13 protein-coding genes are annotated in these 15,400 nt (G+C 59.9%); 7 read left to right on the top strand and 6 right to left on the bottom strand.

Annotated elements, in window-relative coordinates; all coding sequences use genetic code 11:
* The first annotated feature begins 16 nt into the window (after positions 1 to 16).
* From ACP0KA_RS01880 to ACP0KA_RS01860, 5 genes are all read left to right on the top strand, one after another.
* Positions 17 to 3,100: a MexW/MexI family multidrug efflux RND transporter permease subunit gene (locus ACP0KA_RS01880; protein WP_424627144.1), complete on the top strand. Its 3,084-nt coding sequence runs from the start codon at positions 17 to 19 to the stop codon at positions 3,098 to 3,100.
* Between the two features lie 89 nt (positions 3,101 to 3,189).
* A complete protein-coding gene (locus tag ACP0KA_RS01875) occupies positions 3,190 to 3,843 on the top strand; it encodes an ABC transporter ATP-binding protein (protein WP_424631463.1) in 654 nt (217 codons plus the stop codon).
* Complete coding sequence (locus ACP0KA_RS01870; RefSeq protein WP_424627143.1) at positions 3,843 to 6,299, top strand: ABC transporter permease; 2,457 nt, start codon at positions 3,843 to 3,845, stop codon at positions 6,297 to 6,299. Before ACP0KA_RS01875 ends, ACP0KA_RS01870 begins: the two co-directional genes overlap by 1 nt.
* Positions 6,289 to 7,377, top strand: a complete 1,089-nt coding sequence (locus ACP0KA_RS01865; RefSeq protein WP_424627142.1) for a lipocalin-like domain-containing protein — start codon at positions 6,289 to 6,291, stop codon at positions 7,375 to 7,377. The genes ACP0KA_RS01870 and ACP0KA_RS01865 overlap by 11 nt, the downstream gene beginning before the upstream one ends.
* Before the next feature lie 27 nt (positions 7,378 to 7,404).
* Positions 7,405 to 8,244 (top strand): aldo/keto reductase, encoded by an 840-nt coding sequence (locus ACP0KA_RS01860; RefSeq protein WP_424627141.1) that lies wholly within the window; start codon positions 7,405 to 7,407, stop codon positions 8,242 to 8,244.
* Between the two features lie 14 nt (positions 8,245 to 8,258).
* On the opposite strand, the gene ACP0KA_RS01855 is transcribed toward ACP0KA_RS01860, so the two are convergent.
* Positions 8,259 to 9,017 (bottom strand): sulfite exporter TauE/SafE family protein, encoded by a 759-nt coding sequence (locus tag ACP0KA_RS01855; RefSeq protein ID WP_424627140.1) that lies wholly within the window; start codon positions 9,015 to 9,017, stop codon positions 8,259 to 8,261.
* Positions 9,018 to 9,171: 154 nt separating this feature from the next.
* On the opposite strand from ACP0KA_RS01855, the gene ACP0KA_RS01850 reads away from it, so the two are divergent.
* Positions 9,172 to 9,426, top strand: a complete 255-nt coding sequence (locus ACP0KA_RS01850) for a DUF6894 family protein (RefSeq protein WP_424627139.1) — start codon at positions 9,172 to 9,174, stop codon at positions 9,424 to 9,426.
* Between the two features lie 21 nt (positions 9,427 to 9,447).
* Here the strand turns inward: ACP0KA_RS01850 and ACP0KA_RS01845 are convergent, their stop codons facing one another.
* Both ACP0KA_RS01845 and ACP0KA_RS01840 read right to left on the bottom strand, forming a co-directional pair.
* A complete protein-coding gene (locus tag ACP0KA_RS01845; RefSeq protein WP_424627138.1) occupies positions 9,448 to 10,242 on the bottom strand; it encodes an alpha/beta fold hydrolase in 795 nt (264 codons plus the stop codon).
* Between the two features lie 3 nt (positions 10,243 to 10,245).
* Positions 10,246 to 11,541 carry an O-acetylhomoserine aminocarboxypropyltransferase gene (locus ACP0KA_RS01840; protein ID WP_424627137.1) on the bottom strand — a complete coding sequence of 432 codons (1,296 nt, stop codon included), beginning with the start codon at positions 11,539 to 11,541 and terminating at the stop codon, positions 10,246 to 10,248.
* A 189-nt stretch (positions 11,542 to 11,730) separates the two neighbouring features.
* Here ACP0KA_RS01840 and ACP0KA_RS01835 point away from each other — a divergent pair, with 189 nt between their 5' ends.
* The gene (locus ACP0KA_RS01835) at positions 11,731 to 12,525 is read left to right on the top strand and encodes a crotonase/enoyl-CoA hydratase family protein (RefSeq protein WP_424627136.1); all 795 of its coding nucleotides are present in this window, start codon (positions 11,731 to 11,733) and stop codon (positions 12,523 to 12,525) included.
* A 13-nt stretch (positions 12,526 to 12,538) separates the two neighbouring features.
* On the opposite strand, the gene ACP0KA_RS01830 is transcribed toward ACP0KA_RS01835, so the two are convergent.
* The 3 genes from ACP0KA_RS01830 to ACP0KA_RS01820 are packed head-to-tail and all read right to left on the bottom strand — an operon-like array spanning position 12,539 to position 15,036.
* The gene (locus ACP0KA_RS01830; protein ID WP_424627135.1) at positions 12,539 to 13,459 is read right to left on the bottom strand and encodes an SDR family NAD(P)-dependent oxidoreductase; all 921 of its coding nucleotides are present in this window, start codon (positions 13,457 to 13,459) and stop codon (positions 12,539 to 12,541) included.
* A 21-nt stretch (positions 13,460 to 13,480) separates the two neighbouring features.
* Positions 13,481 to 14,620: a thiolase C-terminal domain-containing protein gene (locus ACP0KA_RS01825; protein ID WP_424627134.1), complete on the bottom strand. Its 1,140-nt coding sequence runs from the start codon at positions 14,618 to 14,620 to the stop codon at positions 13,481 to 13,483.
* Between the two features lie 5 nt (positions 14,621 to 14,625).
* Positions 14,626 to 15,036 carry a Zn-ribbon domain-containing OB-fold protein gene (locus tag ACP0KA_RS01820; RefSeq protein ID WP_424627133.1) on the bottom strand — a complete coding sequence of 137 codons (411 nt, stop codon included), beginning with the start codon at positions 15,034 to 15,036 and terminating at the stop codon, positions 14,626 to 14,628.
* Positions 15,037 to 15,400 lie beyond the last annotated feature (364 nt).

Below are 15,400 nucleotides of genomic sequence, written 5' to 3'. Positions count from 1 at the left end.
ACCGGAGTGTAGCCAGATGGCTTTCACTGATATCTTTATTAAGCGGCCGGTGCTGTCGGTTGTCGTCAGTCTGCTGATCCTGCTGATCGGCCTCAAGGCCGTGACCAGTCTTGGCATTCGGCAATATCCCAAGCTGTCGAACACCGTGATCACGGTGACGACCTCTTATCCAGGTGCGTCGCCAGACCTGATGCAGGGATTCATCACGCAGCCGATCGAGCAGGCGGTCGCTTCGGCTGAGGGCGTCGACTACATGACGTCGTCCTCGGTGCAGGGCACCAGCACGATCTCGGTCTACATCAAGCTGAACGTCGAACCTGACTTCGCGCTGACTGAAGTCATGTCGAAGGTCAATTCGGTGCGCTATCTGATTCCCAAGGAAGCTTTCGATCCGGTCATTACGAAATCTACCGGTCAGACCACGGCAGTGATGTATCTGGGCTTCTCGAGTGACGAACTCGGCGGTCCGCAGATTTCCGACTATCTGGCGCGTGTGATCCAGCCGATTCTCGCGACCGTGGATGGCGTTGCATCCGCCGACATTCTCGGCGCGCAGACGCTCGCCACACGTATCTGGCTTGATCCCGCGCGCATGGCTGGCCGGAACGTATCGCCCGCTGATGTGCAGGCAGCGATTCAGGCCAACAACTTCCAGGCAGCTGCAGGTCAATCGAAGGGCTATTTCATCGTCTCCAACGTGACGACCAATACCGACCTCACCAACATCGACCAGTTCAAGAAGATGACGGTGAAGGCCAAGGATGGCGGTTTCGTCAGGCTTGAGGACATTGCTGTGGTCGAGCTGGGCGCGCAGAGCACGGATTCGAGCGTGTCGCTGAGCGGCCAGCACGCGATCTTCATCGGTGTCCAGTCGACGCCGCAGGGCAATCCGCTCAACATCGTTCAGGGGGTGCGTGCGCTGTTCCCCGAAATCGAGCGCAACCTGCCGCCGTCGATGAAGATGACGGTCGCGTATGACTCGACCAAGTTCATCCGCTCGTCGATCGAGGAGGTGCGCAATACCCTCGGCGAAGCGGTGATCATCGTGGTCATCGTGATCTTCCTGTTCCTGGCGTCGCTTCGTTCGGTCATCATCCCGGTCGTTACAATACCGCTGTCGCTGGTCGGCGCGTGCATCCTGATGCTCGCCATGGGCTTCACGCTGAACTTGCTCACACTGCTCGCGATGGTGCTCGCCATTGGCCTTGTGGTGGACGACGCGATCGTGGTGGTGGAGAACATCCACCGGCATCTGGAGGAGGGCAAATCTCCCGTCGAAGCCTCGCTGATCGGGGCGCGCGAAATCGTGGGGCCGGTCATTTCGATGACCATCACACTCGCGGCGGTGTACGCGCCGATCGGCTTCCTCGGTGGCTTGACCGGCGCGCTGTTCCGCGAGTTTGCTTTCACATTGGCCGGGTCGGTGATCGTCTCAGGCGTGATTGCGCTCACGCTGTCGCCCATGATGTGCTCGATGTTGCTGAAGGGCGGAGGCGATCACGGCCGCTTCGCGCAGCTCGTCGATCGTGTGTTCACCAAGGTGACCCATTGGTACGGCCGCAAGCTTGATCGCTCGCTGAACTACCGTCCGATCACGGCGCTGTTTGCTGTCACGATCCTCGGGCTCGTCGGCTTCATGTATATGAATACGAGCAAGGAGCTTGCACCTGAGGAAGATCAGGGCATTCTGTTCGCGGTCACGAAGGCACCGCAATACGCCAATATCGACTACACCGATTACTACGGTGAAAAGCTCGACAAGGTGTTCTCGAGCTTCCCGGAAACAGACCTGCGCTTCATCATCAATGGCACCAGCGGTCCCGCCAACGGTATCGCGGGTATGATCTTGAAGCCATGGGATGAACGCAAGCGATCCTCGCTGGCTCTGAAGCCTCTTGTGCAGGGCGGGCTGAGCAAGGTCGAGGGCGTCAATGCGTTCGCGTTCAACCTGCCGCCGCTTCCGGGCGGCCCGGGTGGCTTGCCTGTGCAGATGGTGATCAGCAGCACGAACGGATTCCAATCTGTCTACGAAGAGATGGAGAAGCTGAAGAAGGCTGCGCGCGAAAGCGGTCTGTTTATCGTGGCTGACAGTGACCTTCAGTTTAACCAGCCGGTGGTTCGCGTCACCGTCGACCGGTCGAAGGCGAATGATCTCGGCATCAATATGATGGCGGTCGGCACCACGCTGGGGACCTTGCTCGGCGGCAACTACGTCAACCGCTTCAATCTCGAAGGGCGATCTTATCAGGTCATCCCGCAGGTGCCGCGTGAACTGCGCCTGTCGCCGGAATTGCTCGGGAAGTACTATGTGCCGACGAACACCGGCCGCCAGGTGCCGTTGTCGACGATCGTGTCGATCGAGACGAAGACCAACCCGAACGCGCTGACGCATTTCAATCAGCTGAACTCGGCGACGTTCCAGGCGGTGCCGATGCCGGGTGTCACGGTCGGCAAGGCGGTGGACTTCCTCGAAAGCCAGGCGAAGCAACTGCCGGCTGGCTTCACGCACGATTATCTGGCGGATTCCCGCCAGTACGTGCAGGAAGGAAATCAGCTCACGGTTACGTTCATCTTTGCGTTGATCATCATCTATCTTGTGCTGGCCGCGCAATTTGAAAGCTTGCGTGATCCGCTCGTGATCCTGATCAGCGTGCCGATGGCGATCAGTGGTGCTTTGATTCCGCTGTTCTTCGGGCTGGCGACGATCAACATCTACACGCAGGTGGGTCTCGTGACGCTGATCGGCCTGATCAGTAAGCACGGCATCCTGATGGTGGAGTTCGCCAACGAACTCCAGTTGAAGGAAGGGCTCGACCGGCGTTCGGCCATCGAGATGGCCGCTCGCGTCCGGTTGCGTCCGATCCTGATGACGACCGCTGCGATGGTCGCGGGTCTGCTACCACTGTTGACGGCGAGTGGTGCGGGCGCGGCGAGCCGGTTCTCCATCGGCATCGTCGTGGTGGCCGGCATGTCGATCGGTACGCTGTTCACCCTGTTCGTGTTGCCGGCAGTCTATACCATGCTCGCAACCGACCACAGGGCGGCTGCGGAGTCCGAACGCGCCAAGGACATTGAGAAGTATGAACTGAGTTTGACGTAACTGCGATCCGCTCCCTCCCGTGACATGGGAGGGAGCGGATCATGTTGCCCATTTTCGCCCTTACGATGGGCGTGTATGCTGGCGGACGCATGCTGACCGTTCGCAACCTCCGCAAATCCTATCGCACCTCAGAAGAGCAGATTGCGGTCCTGCGCGGCATTGATTTCTCTCTTGCAGCCGGCGAGAGCGTTGCGCTGACTGGCGAGTCCGGCAGCGGCAAGAGCACGCTACTCCATCTGATCGCAGGGCTGGACCGTGCCGACGATGGCGAGGTCTGGCTCGACGGCGTGCTGGTGTCCGGCCTGTCCGACAGTGATCGCGCGGCGATGCGCCGCGACCGTCTCGGGTTGGTGTTTCAGCAGTTCAATCTCATTCCCAGCCTGCAGGTGGGTGATAATCTCGCGTTTCAAGCTCGGATCGCGGGGCGTTACGACGCTAAATGGCAGACGGAGTTGGTCGAGCGTCTCGGACTGGATGCGCTGCTTGATCGTTATCCGGAACAACTGTCCGGTGGTCAGCAGCAGCGCGTTGCGATCGGTCGTGCCTTGGCCATCAAGCCCCTCGTACTGCTCGCGGATGAGCCGACCGGAAATCTCGATGAGGCCACCGCCGACGACGTTCTCGCGCTCGCCCGCGATTTAGTGGCACGGACGGGGTGCGGATTTTTGATGGTGACGCACAGCGCCCGGCTTGCTGGAATGCTCGACCGTCAGGTTCACTTAAGCGCAGGGCGGATTATGTGATGCATCCGATCTGGGTTCTCGTGACTCTCCTGAGCCACTGGAAACGGCACCGGATGCAGCTTGCGACCTTGCTGGTGGGTTTGATTTCCGCAACGGCGCTGTGGAGCGGCGTGCAGGCACTGAATCAGCAGGCACGCAACAGCTACGACCGGGCCGCGGCGACATTCGGCGGCGGCAAGACAGCGATGCTGATCAGCCGCGATAGTCCGTGGTTCTCGCAGCAACTGTTCGTCGATCTGCGCCGCGCCAACTGGCTGGTGTCGCCCGTCGTCGAGGGACGGGTGTTGATTGGCGGGCGCGCATATCGATTGATTGGTGTTGAGCCGATCACATTGCCCCCCGGTGCGGGGTCTGCGCCGGATATTGGACAGGCCGATCTGCAGAAATTTCTTACCCCCGGGCAAACGCTGGTTGCGCCGGAAACATTGGCAGACCTGAAACAGCGTGTGGGCGATGTCCCGATGATCGACGGCATTTCGCCGCTGCCGCCGCTTGCCGTGCAGGACAATCTGGCGCCCGGCGTACTGGTGGTCGATATCGGCGTCGCGCAACGTGTGCTGAAAATGCCGGGGCAGGTCTCCCGGTTATTGATCGGAAAACAGGTCGGCCAACGACCATCACTCGAAAGCGTCGTCGGCGATCAATTGCGGCTGGTGGAGGCGGGGGCGCCGAGCGATCTGGAACGGCTGACCAGCAGCTTTCACCTCAACCTGACCGCGTTTGGATTGCTGTCGTTCTTTGTCGGGCTTTTCATTGTCCATTCCGCCGTCGGCCTTGCGCTCGAGCAACGATTGCCGACAATCAGGACGTTGCGCGCGTGCGGTGTCTCCGCGCGCATGCTCACGGGCGTGCTGATCCTTGAGCTGGTATGCTTCGCCGTGGCCTCGGGATTTATCGGGCTGATCTGCGGCTATGTCGTTGCCGCGTTTTTGCTGCCTGACGTTGCGGCAAGCCTGCGTGGACTCTACGGCGCCCAGATTCCGGGACAACTGTCGCTTAAGCTGGAATGGTGGTTGTCCGGGCTCGGCATGAGCATCCTTGGCGCCTTATTTGCCGCGACCACGGGGCTTTATCGCGTCTATCGGTTGCCGATCCTTGCTGCCGCCCAGCCGTACGCCTGGCAGCAGGCGCAGCAGCACTGGCTCAAGCGCCAAGGTCTTCTCGCGGTGGCAATCGCGCTCGTTGCAGCAGGGGTGTTGTACTGGGGCGACTCGCTCGCGGCTGGCTTTCTCGTCTTGGCCGCCTTGCTGCTTGCGGCCGCCTTGATCCTGCCCGTGATCTTGGGCGCTGTTTTGTGGTTCGGCCAACGTCGGACCGTTCGTCCGCTCGCGAAATGGTTCTGGGCGGACGGCCGGCAGCAGCTTCCCGGTCTTTCGCTGGCATTGATGGCGTTGTTGCTCGCATTGGCCGTGAATGTCGGTGTCGGGACCATGGTCCAGAGCTTCAGCCGGACATTTGCAAACTGGCTCGACAATCGCCTGGCAGCGGAAGTCTATCTCAACGCAACCAGCGACAAGCAGGGCGAGGAAATTGTTTCGTGGCTGCGGGGGCGGTCCGAAGTAGAGGCCATCCTGCCGGCGTGGCGCACGGATGTCACGCTTGATGGTCTTCCGGTCGAGGTTCTGAGTTTCGCCAATCATGCCACATATCGCGAGCGTTGGCCGCTGCTGGAATCCTTGCCCGATGTCTGGGATAAAATTTTCTTAGCCGATGGTGCGCTGTTCAGCGAGCAATTGGCGCGGCGGCTCAAGGTCAAGCTTGGAGACCAGGTTCGCCTCCCGACGGCGAACGGACCCTGGTCTGTGCAGGTCGCGGGCATTTATCCTGACTATGGCAATCCGAAAGGCCAGATCGGAATCGACATAGATAGACTGGCGACACACTGGCCTGATATCGCGCATACGCGCTTTGGCTTACGTGTCACACCAGCCAAAGTGGATGAACTGGTGAAAGCGCTCCGCGACAAGTTCAGCCTCGACACGACACGTTTGATCGACCAGGCGACGCTGAAAGCGGATTCGATGAGGATATTCAACCGGACCTTCGCCGTCACGTCCGCGCTGAATGCGTTCACGCTCGGCGTGGCCGGTGTCGCATTGCTGACAAGCCTGCTCACACTCAGCAGCAGCCGGCTGCCGCAATTGGCGCCGCTGTGGGCGCTGGGCATTACGCGACGGCGGCTTGCGGCCATTGAATTGCTGAAGACGATGTCGGTTGCATTCCTGACGGCGCTGCTCGCGCTGCCGCTGGGGATCCTCGTGTCATGGTGCTTGGTTGCGGTGGTGAACGTGAAAGCGTTTGGCTGGCGACTGCCGCTTTATGTATTTCCGGTCCAACTGCTGGAACTGCTCGGGATTGCTATGCTGGCTGCGCTGTTGGCAACATGTCTGCCTATTCTCAGGTTGGCCCGGTTGGAGCCGGCGGAGCTCGTGAAGATTTTCACCAATGAGCGTTGACCTCCAAATTAGCCGGCGCGCGTTTCTGGGCGGTAGTCTGCTGGTCCCGTTCGCCAGTACCTTCGCGCGCGCGCAAGGTTTTGCCGGATTGGGCGGTGCCAGCGACGGATTTGCTTCAGTTGTCCCCGGTAAGGCTCTGGAGTTTCCACGCGATCTTGGTCCGCATCCGGATTATCGCATCGAGTGGTGGTATCTCACGGCGAATTTGAAGGATGCCAACGGGACACAATGGGGCGTGCAATGGACGTTGTTCAGGCAGGCGATGTCTCCGGGGGCGGAGCAGGCCGGCTGGGACAACCGGCAACTCTGGATGGGACATGCTGCGGTCACCAACGCACAGACGCACCGCTTCGCAGAGCGTTTTGCGCGCGGCGGCGTGGGGCAGGCCGGAGCGCAAGCCGTTCCGTTTCAGGCATGGATCGATTCGTGGAAGATGGGCGCGGCCGATGGCTTCGCTGCACATTCAGTTGCGCCGCTCGCGCTTTCAGCCTCGGGAAACTCGTTCAGCTATGCCCTGACACTCGAAGCTGATCAGCCGCTCGTGCTGCAGGGGAACGGTGGCTACAGCAAAAAATCCGAACGCGGGCAGGCGTCGTATTATTTCAGCCAGCCCTACTACAAAGCCAAAGGCTCTGTGACGCTCGACGACAAGACCGTTCAGGTCGACGGACTTGCGTGGATGGACCGCGAGTGGAGCAGCCAGCCGCTCGCGTCCGACCAGACCGGATGGGATTGGTTTTCGTTGCATCTGGAGTCAGGCGTGAAAGTCATGTTGTTCCGGCTTCGTCAGAAAGACGGCGGCCCTTACTTCGCTGGCAACTGGATTGACCGAAGCGGGCACTCCGAGGTTCTCCCCGCAAACGCGATTGAGATGACGCCAGCCGGCTTTACGGACATCGAAGGCCGTAAGCTTCCGACCTCGTGGACTATCGTTTTGCGGGATCGTGGACTGAAAATCGAGAGCGCGCCGCTGAATCCAAAGAGCTGGATGGGGACGCGCTATTCTTATTGGGAGGGGCCTATCGTATTCAAAGGCAGCCAGAGCGGTATGGGCTATCTCGAAATGACCGGCTATTGATCAAAGGATCGAGTTAGGATTTCCAGCATGAAGCAGAAGCCATTCGGAAACGTCGCGCGGCCTGTGTCCGTGATCGGACAGGGCACCTGGTATATCGATCACGGAGACCGCTCGGCCGCAGTCGCCGCGCTGCGCAAGGGGCTCGATCTCGGCATGACGCATATCGACACCGCCGAGATGTATGGCGATGCCGAGCTGGTTATCGCGGATGCCATATCCGGACGGCGCGAGGAGGTGTTTCTGGTCTCCAAGGTGTTGCCGAGCAACGCGTCACGGCGCGGTACGATGCAGGCCTGTGAGCGATCGCTCAAGCGGCTCAAGACGGATCGTCTGGACTGCTACCTCCTGCACTGGCGTGGGCAATATCCGCTGGAAGAAACGGTAGCGGCGTTCGAGGATCTTGTGGCTGCGGGAAAGATCCAGTCATGGGGTGTCAGCAATTTCGATGCATCGGACCTTGAGGAGATGCGCGATGTTGCCGGCGAGGGGCGCATCGCCTGTAATCAGGTTCTGTATCACCTGAAAGAACGGGCGATCGAGCACTCCGTCATTCCATGGTGCGAGGAAAATGGTGTTGCGGTGGTTGCGTATTCGCCGTTCGGTCACGATGACTTTCCAAGCCCTCAGTCATCAAACGGGAAGGTGTTGCAGCAGATTGCCGACACGTACGGCGCAACGCCACGGCAAGTCGCGCTGAGCTTTTTGACGCGCCAGCCCTCCGTTTTAGCAATCCCGAAGGCGTCGTCTGCGGTGCATGCCGCGGAGAACGCAGGTGCGGGTAAAATCGACTTAAAAAAGGAAGACATCGCGGCCATCGACAAGGCTTTTCCGCGTGGTCGGGAGCCGCATAGTCTGCCGATGCTTTAGGGGTGGAGTTGCTTTTAAAACAGGTCCGACAGGCCTTGCCAGAGCAGGCCCAGCGATACGGCCGCCAGCAGGACGTAGGAGATCTGATAAAACAGCTTTGTCGGCATATGCTTCACCAGCCAGATGCCGGCAAAGTTGGCGAGAATTGCCAGCGGCAGCAACGCCACCGAGGTCGCCAGATTTTTCGATGAAAATTGGCCGAGCATGAAGTAGGGCACAATCTTCATCAGGTTGACGATTGCGAAGAAGATCGTCGCAGTCCCGACGAACGTCATCTTCGGCAATCGCTGTGGGAGGACGTGAATCTGGAAGGGCGGTGCGCCTCCCTGCGTCATGAACGACGTGAAGCCCGAGACGCCGCCCCACACAAATCCGCTCGCGGCGGTTTTCTGCTGCGGATCGACGTCGGCGCGCTTCATCCAGCTATTGATGATGAACGCGATGCCGATGGTGCCGACGATGATCCGTACCGCGGAATCCGGCAGGTGCGAGGCCAGCAGCCAGCCGATGCCCATGCCAGTCACGGCGCCGGGCAGCATCACCTTGAGATTCCACGCGTCCCAGTCTTTCCGATAGACGTAGACCGAAATGGCATCCTGGGTGAGGAGGATCGGCAGCAGCAGTGCTGCGGCTTCGAGCGGCGGAAGGTAGAGGGCGACGAGCGGTGTGGCCGCGGTGCCAATGCCTGAAAAGCCGCCCTTGGCTAATCCCAGGAGGACCACGGCAGGAATGGCGGCGCAATAAAACCAGGGATCAGTGAAAATAGTAGGCACGAAATCGATTCCAGCGACAGTTCTTAAGTTAGGCCTTAAAACGCATTGCGAGATCAATCGGGCTTATGCAGATCACCTCTCTGATATTGTCGCTTGACCAGCCAAAGAGAGTGAGGGTCTTGCACAGGACGGTCATCGGCAATAAATGCGGGTCATGCCTCGATACTTCTTTCATACACACATCGGCGAAACGCTGATCCCGGATCCGGAGGGCGCGGAGTTGCAGGACCCCGATCACGCATGGCGCGTGGCCCGGGCAACGATCCGGCAATTGTTGGCGGATGAGGGAGAGGACCCGGAATTGTTGTCGGCCATTCTAGAGGTGACCGATGCCGACGGCGAGATCGTGCTCGAATTTCCGTTCACCGAGGCTCTGGACATTCTGGACGAGCCGCCGTCCCGGCATTGACCTGCCTTTTTAGACGCACGTTTATTTCGGGATGTGAGCGCCAAGCGCCAGCAGGACATCATCTGGGCGCTCGGTTGCCAGCATATGACCTGCGCCGGGCAGGATAACCTCTCTTGAGCCGGCAATGGCGGCAGCAAGTTGCTTGCCGGACTTCATCGGCGTCATCATGTCCCGTTCGCCGAGAATGAGCGTGGCCGGGACCTTGATCTGCGCGGCCGCGTCCAAAGCCGTCTTGTAATCGTTGCACGCCGACAGATCGCTGAACAAGACGCCCGGTGGCGTTTGTTCAAGAACGCGCTGGCCACCATTCATCATCCAAAGGCCGGGCGCCTGCGAGCCGCCGAGACCAGCCGTAAATCCAAAGCCCCAGATCGACACCATATCGATGGCTGCGTGGTCGTTTGCCTGCGCGGCGGCGAGCAAATCTGCAGAGACCGGCATGGCTGCACCGACGCCGATTAAGCCAACACCTTTGACCTTTTCAGGGTAACGCGCGGCGGCATCCAGCGCCACGAGAGCCCCCATGGAATGACCGACAAGCCTGGCATCGGCAGCGCCCGCGGTCTCCATGAGACGGATGGTCCAGTCGGCCATCCCGGCAATGGTCGTGATCGGCTGTCCTTTGGAGCGTCCATGTCCCGGAAGATCGGGAGCCAGCACGCTGTAGCCATGGTGGGCAAACCATCGGCTATATGACGCCCACATGGAATGATCGAAGCCTGCGCCATGCAGGAAAATCACCAGCGGCAGTTTCGGATCGAAAGTCTTTCCGCCGGTGGCTGCGAAGACCTCGGCGCCGTTGACATTCAAATGCATGGATTACGCCTTCTGGGAGAAGCGGAGGGCCTGGCCGAGGTCGCCGATGATATCCTCGGCAGCCTCGATACCGATGGACAGCCGGATGAGCTCTTCGCCGATCCCGGCTGTTTTAAGTTGTTCGGCATTCATCTGCTGATGGGTCGTACTTGCCGGATGGATGACAAGCGTTTTGGCATCGCCAACATTGGCTACGTGGCTGACCAGCTTCAGCGCCTCAATGAATTTCCGCCCGGCGTTCCGGCCACCCTTGATGCCGAAAGTGATGATCGAGCCGGCCCCTCGCGGCAGCAGTTTCTGCGCCAGAGCGTGATCGGGATGGCTTTCGAGAGAGGGGTGCAGCATCCATTCAACGGCCTTGTTCGATCCCAGGAAATCCAGCACGGCCCTGGCATTCTCCACATGTCGCTGCATGCGGACGTGCAGCGTTTCAATCCCTTGCAAAATCTGGAATGCGTTGGTTGGCGAGATGCATGCGCCGAAATCGCGAAGGCCTTCGGCGCGTGCCCGCATGATGAAAGCCGCCGGCCCGAATTCCTCGCTGAAGATGATGCCATGATACCCGGCATAGGGCGTCGTCAAGGTCGGAAACCTTCCGGACTTGTCCCAGTCGAAGCGCCCGCCGTCGACGATGACGCCGCCGATGGCGATGCCGTGGCCGCCGATCCACTTGGTGATCGAGTTCATGACGATGTCGGCACCGAGTTCGATCGGCCGCGCGAGATAAGGTGTCGCAAACGTATTGTCGATCAGAAGCGGAACGCCCGCATTGTGCGCGATGTCGGCCACTGCAGGAGTGTCGAGAACTTCCAGACCGGGATTGCCGATGGTCTCGCCGATGACGAGCTTGGTATTCGGCTTGATGGCCGCGCGGAGGGCGTCTAGATCACGCGGTTTGACGAAAGTGGTGGCGATGCCGAAGCGCGGCAGCGTATGGGTCAGAAGATTGATCGTGCCGCCGTACAGCGAAGCTGAAGCGACGATATGATCACCGGCACCCAGCAACGTCGCAATCGCAAGATGCATCGCCGCCATTCCGCTCGCAGTGCAAACCGCGCCGACACCGTCTTCGAGTGCGGCAAGGCGTTCCTCCAGAACAGCGACCGTGGGATTCGAGATGCGTGTGTAGATGTGTCCGGCGCGTTCCAGATTGAACAGCGCGGCGGCATGATCGGCATCCTGAAAGACATAGGATGTCGTCTGGTGAATCGGCACCGCGCGGGATCCGGTGACCGGGTCGGGGTGCTGGCCGGCGTGCAGGCTCAGTGTTTCAAACGCAGGGGGCTTGGGCGCTGCCATCTCATCCTCACATCACGTTGCATTCTCATGCGAGGCGATCGACAGGGAAGGTGAATTCCCAGCGCGATCATCGCTAATCTTTGAGAGGAGAATGCTGCGGCTCAATATTTTCTTCTGTTTGTGCATGGATTAGAGCAGGGTGGTTTTGGCCTGTAAAGCGGTAATCAAAATAGCAGCGGGAGCTCCTCGATGAACGATCGTGTAACAGTTTCGATGTCGGGCGGTGTGGCCGACGTTCGCCTTGTCCGCGCCGACAAAATGAATGCGCTGGATGCTGCGATGTTCGAAGCGCTTGTTGACACCGCCGATCATCTCAAGGGTGAAAAGGGATTGCGCGCCGTGGTTCTCTCAGGCGAGGGACGGGCATTTTGCGCGGGTCTAGACATGGGCCGCTTTGCTGCCATGGGAGAAGGTAAGAGCGATCTTCGCGATCTTGCGGCGCGCACCCATGGCCAGACCAACCACTCCCAGCAGGCGGTTTGGGGTTGGCGACAGCTTCCCGTGCCGGTGATTGCCGCTGTTCACGGCGTTGCGTTCGGCGGCGGATTTCAATTGGCGCTCGGTGCCGACATGCGATATCTGGCGCCGGATGCACGCATGTCGATCATGGAAATCAAATGGGGACTGGTGCCTGACATGGCCGGCACACCGATTCTGAGCCGCCTTGTTCGTGACGACATCCTTCGCGATCTTGCCTTCACGGGACGGATATTCTCCGCGCAGGAGGCGATGTCCTATGGCCTCGCCACGCGGATCTGCGATGATCCCAGAGCGGTGGCGCTGGAGGCGGCGCGCGAGATCGCTGATAAGAGCCCGGATGCCATCCGCGCCATCAAGCGGATGCTCAACAATTTGTCAATTGATCCTGGCCCCGCCTTGCTGGCGGAGTCCGTCGAACAGATGAAATTGCTGGGATCGGCCAACCAGCGCGAGGCGGTGCGCGCCAATATCGAAAAGCGCGCACCTCGATTTTCCGACGAGTGAGTCAACGTCGGCTTTAGATCGCGTCCCACGAGAAGATGTCGGCCGACCGGTCGAGCTTGTAGAACGATGATTTCAGCGCCGGCATGCCGTGTTCGGCGATCGTCTGGCAGGTCCAGCCCTCGGCGCGATGGATCGACCGCAAGGGACGCGACTGGCCCATCAGGAAGATTTCATTCATGCGGACAGCGAAGATCTGTCCGGTGACATCCTTTGCCGCATCGCTCAGCAAGAACACCGATAGAGGCGCAATCTTCTCCGGGCCCATCTGCTGCATGCGCTCGACGCGGGCTTTCTCTTCCTCGGTCTCGGTCGGAATGGTGCCGATCAGGCGGCTCCAGGCGAACGGCGATACACAGTTGGAGCGAACATTGAAGCGGTTCATGTCGAGCGCGATCGACTTCGACAGACCGACAATGCCGAGTTTCGCGGCCGAATAGTTGGCTTGTCCGAAATTGCCGATGAGACCGGATGTAGACGTGAAATGCACGAACGCGCCGCTCTCCTGCTCGCGGAAGATGCGTGCCGCCGCATGCGAGGTATAGAACGATCCCATCAGGTGAACCTTGATGACGGACTCGAACGCTTCGACGCTCATGCGATGGAAAATAGCATCGCGCAGAATGCCGGCATTATTGACAACACCGTCAAGGCGCCCGAACGAATCGATCGCGGTCTTGATGATCTTGCTGGCGGGGATCGCTTCTGCCACCGTCTCGAAGTTTGCGACCGCAGTGCCGCCACGCTTGCGGATCTCCTCGACGACTTCCTCCGCCGGAGCAGCGCTGGTGCCCGATCCATCGGAGGCAACACCGGGGTCGTTGACCACGACTTTCGCGCCTTCGGCTGCCGCGAGCAATGCGATTTCGCGTCCGATGCCGCGTCCCGCGCCGGTCACGACGACGACTTTGCCATCCAGCGACTTTTGATCTGCCATTTTATTGATGTCCTGTTGTTCTCAACGTTCGTTGGTGAAGATGATGGTGCCCGAAGCGGCGAACATGCCGCCCACGCCGTGGCAGACGGAAATCTTCGCATTCGGCACTTGTGCCGGTGCGATACCACGCATCTGCCGCACACTCTCCTGGAGCGCATACATGCCGTACATGCCGGAGTGCATGTAGCTTAACCCGCCGCCATTGGTATTCATCGGCAGCTTACCGCCGATGGCGGTGTTACGGTCAGCGATAAATTTGCCGGTTTCCTCATGCGGCATGAAGCCGAGATCACCGAGTCCGAACAGCGGAAGATGCGCAAAAGCGTCATAGATCATCAGATGATCGACGTCCTTGTGCGCGATGCCGGCCTCGCGGAACGCAGTTGGTCCTGCAACCTTGAATGCGCGAGATGAGTTGAAGGTCTCCATTTGGCTGACCATTGGCGTTTCGACGCTCTCGCCGGTGCCGAGAACGTAGACGGGCTTTTGCGGGAAGTCCTTCGCACGATCGGCGCTGGTCAGGATCAGCGCGCCTCCGCCATCCGTCACCAGGCAGCACTGCAGGATGCGGAACGGGTAGGCGATCATCTTCGAGTTCAAAACGTCCGCGACGGTAATCGGATCCTTGTAGGTCGAGCGCGGATTCTTGGCCGCCCATTCGCGCTGCACCACGGACACCATCGCGATCTGCTCATGGGTGATGCCGTAGGTCTTCATGTAGCGCAGCACGGGAATTGGAAACAGGCTGGGCGGTCCCCATGCCCCGAATGGCTGCTCGAATTGTCCTGCGAGGCTGTCGGCCGGCACGTGACGCGGCGGCTTTCCGATCATCGAGCGGCCGCTTTCGGCGTGCGTGATCAATACGGTTTTGCAAAGCCCGGCTTCGATCGCGGCAGCGGCGTGACGAACGTGCAGCATGAACGAGCAACCGCCCACCGATGTGCCGTCTACCCATGTTGGCGTAATGCCTAGATAGTGCGCCAGTTGCTGCGGTGTTTCCACCGCCGTGGCAATGCCGTCGATGTCCGACAATTTCAATCCGGCATCGGCCAACGCATTCAGCGCAGCATCCGCATGAAGCTGGATCTGCGACATGTCGGGAATGACGCCGAGCCGTGTGGTCTCTGCCGCACCGACGACGGCAACCTGATTTCTGCGCATCAGCGTTACCCCTTCGCGGGACGGAACACGGGGAGGGTGACCTTGTCGTCGAGCGTCTCGAACGCGACTTCAAGCTTCATATCGAGTTCGAGCGCCTCCGGCGTCTGCGGACAATCGATGATGTTGGTCATCATGCGCGGCCCTTCCGCGAGTTCAACCACGGCGATGGCATAAGGTGGCGTGAAGCCGGGAGCCGGTCGATGATGGATGACGTAGCTGTAGAGCGTCGCCTTGCCGCTGGCGTTGAAGATGCTGACGTTGCGAGAGGCGCAGGAGGGGCAGAACGGGCGCGGCGGAAAGTAGACGTGCGAACAATCGTCGCAGCGTTGCAGCCTTAGCTCGCCGGCTTGGGTTCCATCCCAGAAATGCTTGGTTTCGGGCGTGGGCAATGGGCGGGCACGCGCGGGTTCAGCCATGTGCAATTGTCTCCCTGAATCTTTGAAGTCTTTTGCTTATTTGAGCGCACCTTCTCAATGCAATCATTCGAGGTCGCGGGCAAGCCGAGGGCTGCGTTGCGAAAAAGACGCTGGTATACCGCAGCGTGGTCGTCGCAGTTGCTCGACAATCGGCTCGAAACTGCAAGGGGTTTTGCTTTTTTTGCCGCCATAGCACGCTGTATGGCTGGCTCGCGCTGCCCGGCGCACCTCGGCCATCGGGGCCACAGCAGAGTGTACCGCAATGAAATCCAATCACGATTGAACCTCGTTTACTCCCGTCGCGACGAACCTGGATGACAATGATCGGGGCATGTTCGGCCCGCTGATATTTGCGGTCTCGCTC

The sequence above is a fragment of the Bradyrhizobium sp. SYSU BS000235 genome (genome assembly GCF_049747295.1).
Classification (GTDB): Bacteria; Pseudomonadota; Alphaproteobacteria; order Rhizobiales; family Xanthobacteraceae; genus Afipia.
The sequence above is the reverse complement of the archived record's forward strand: the minus strand, read 5'-3'. Positions and strand labels throughout refer to the sequence as shown.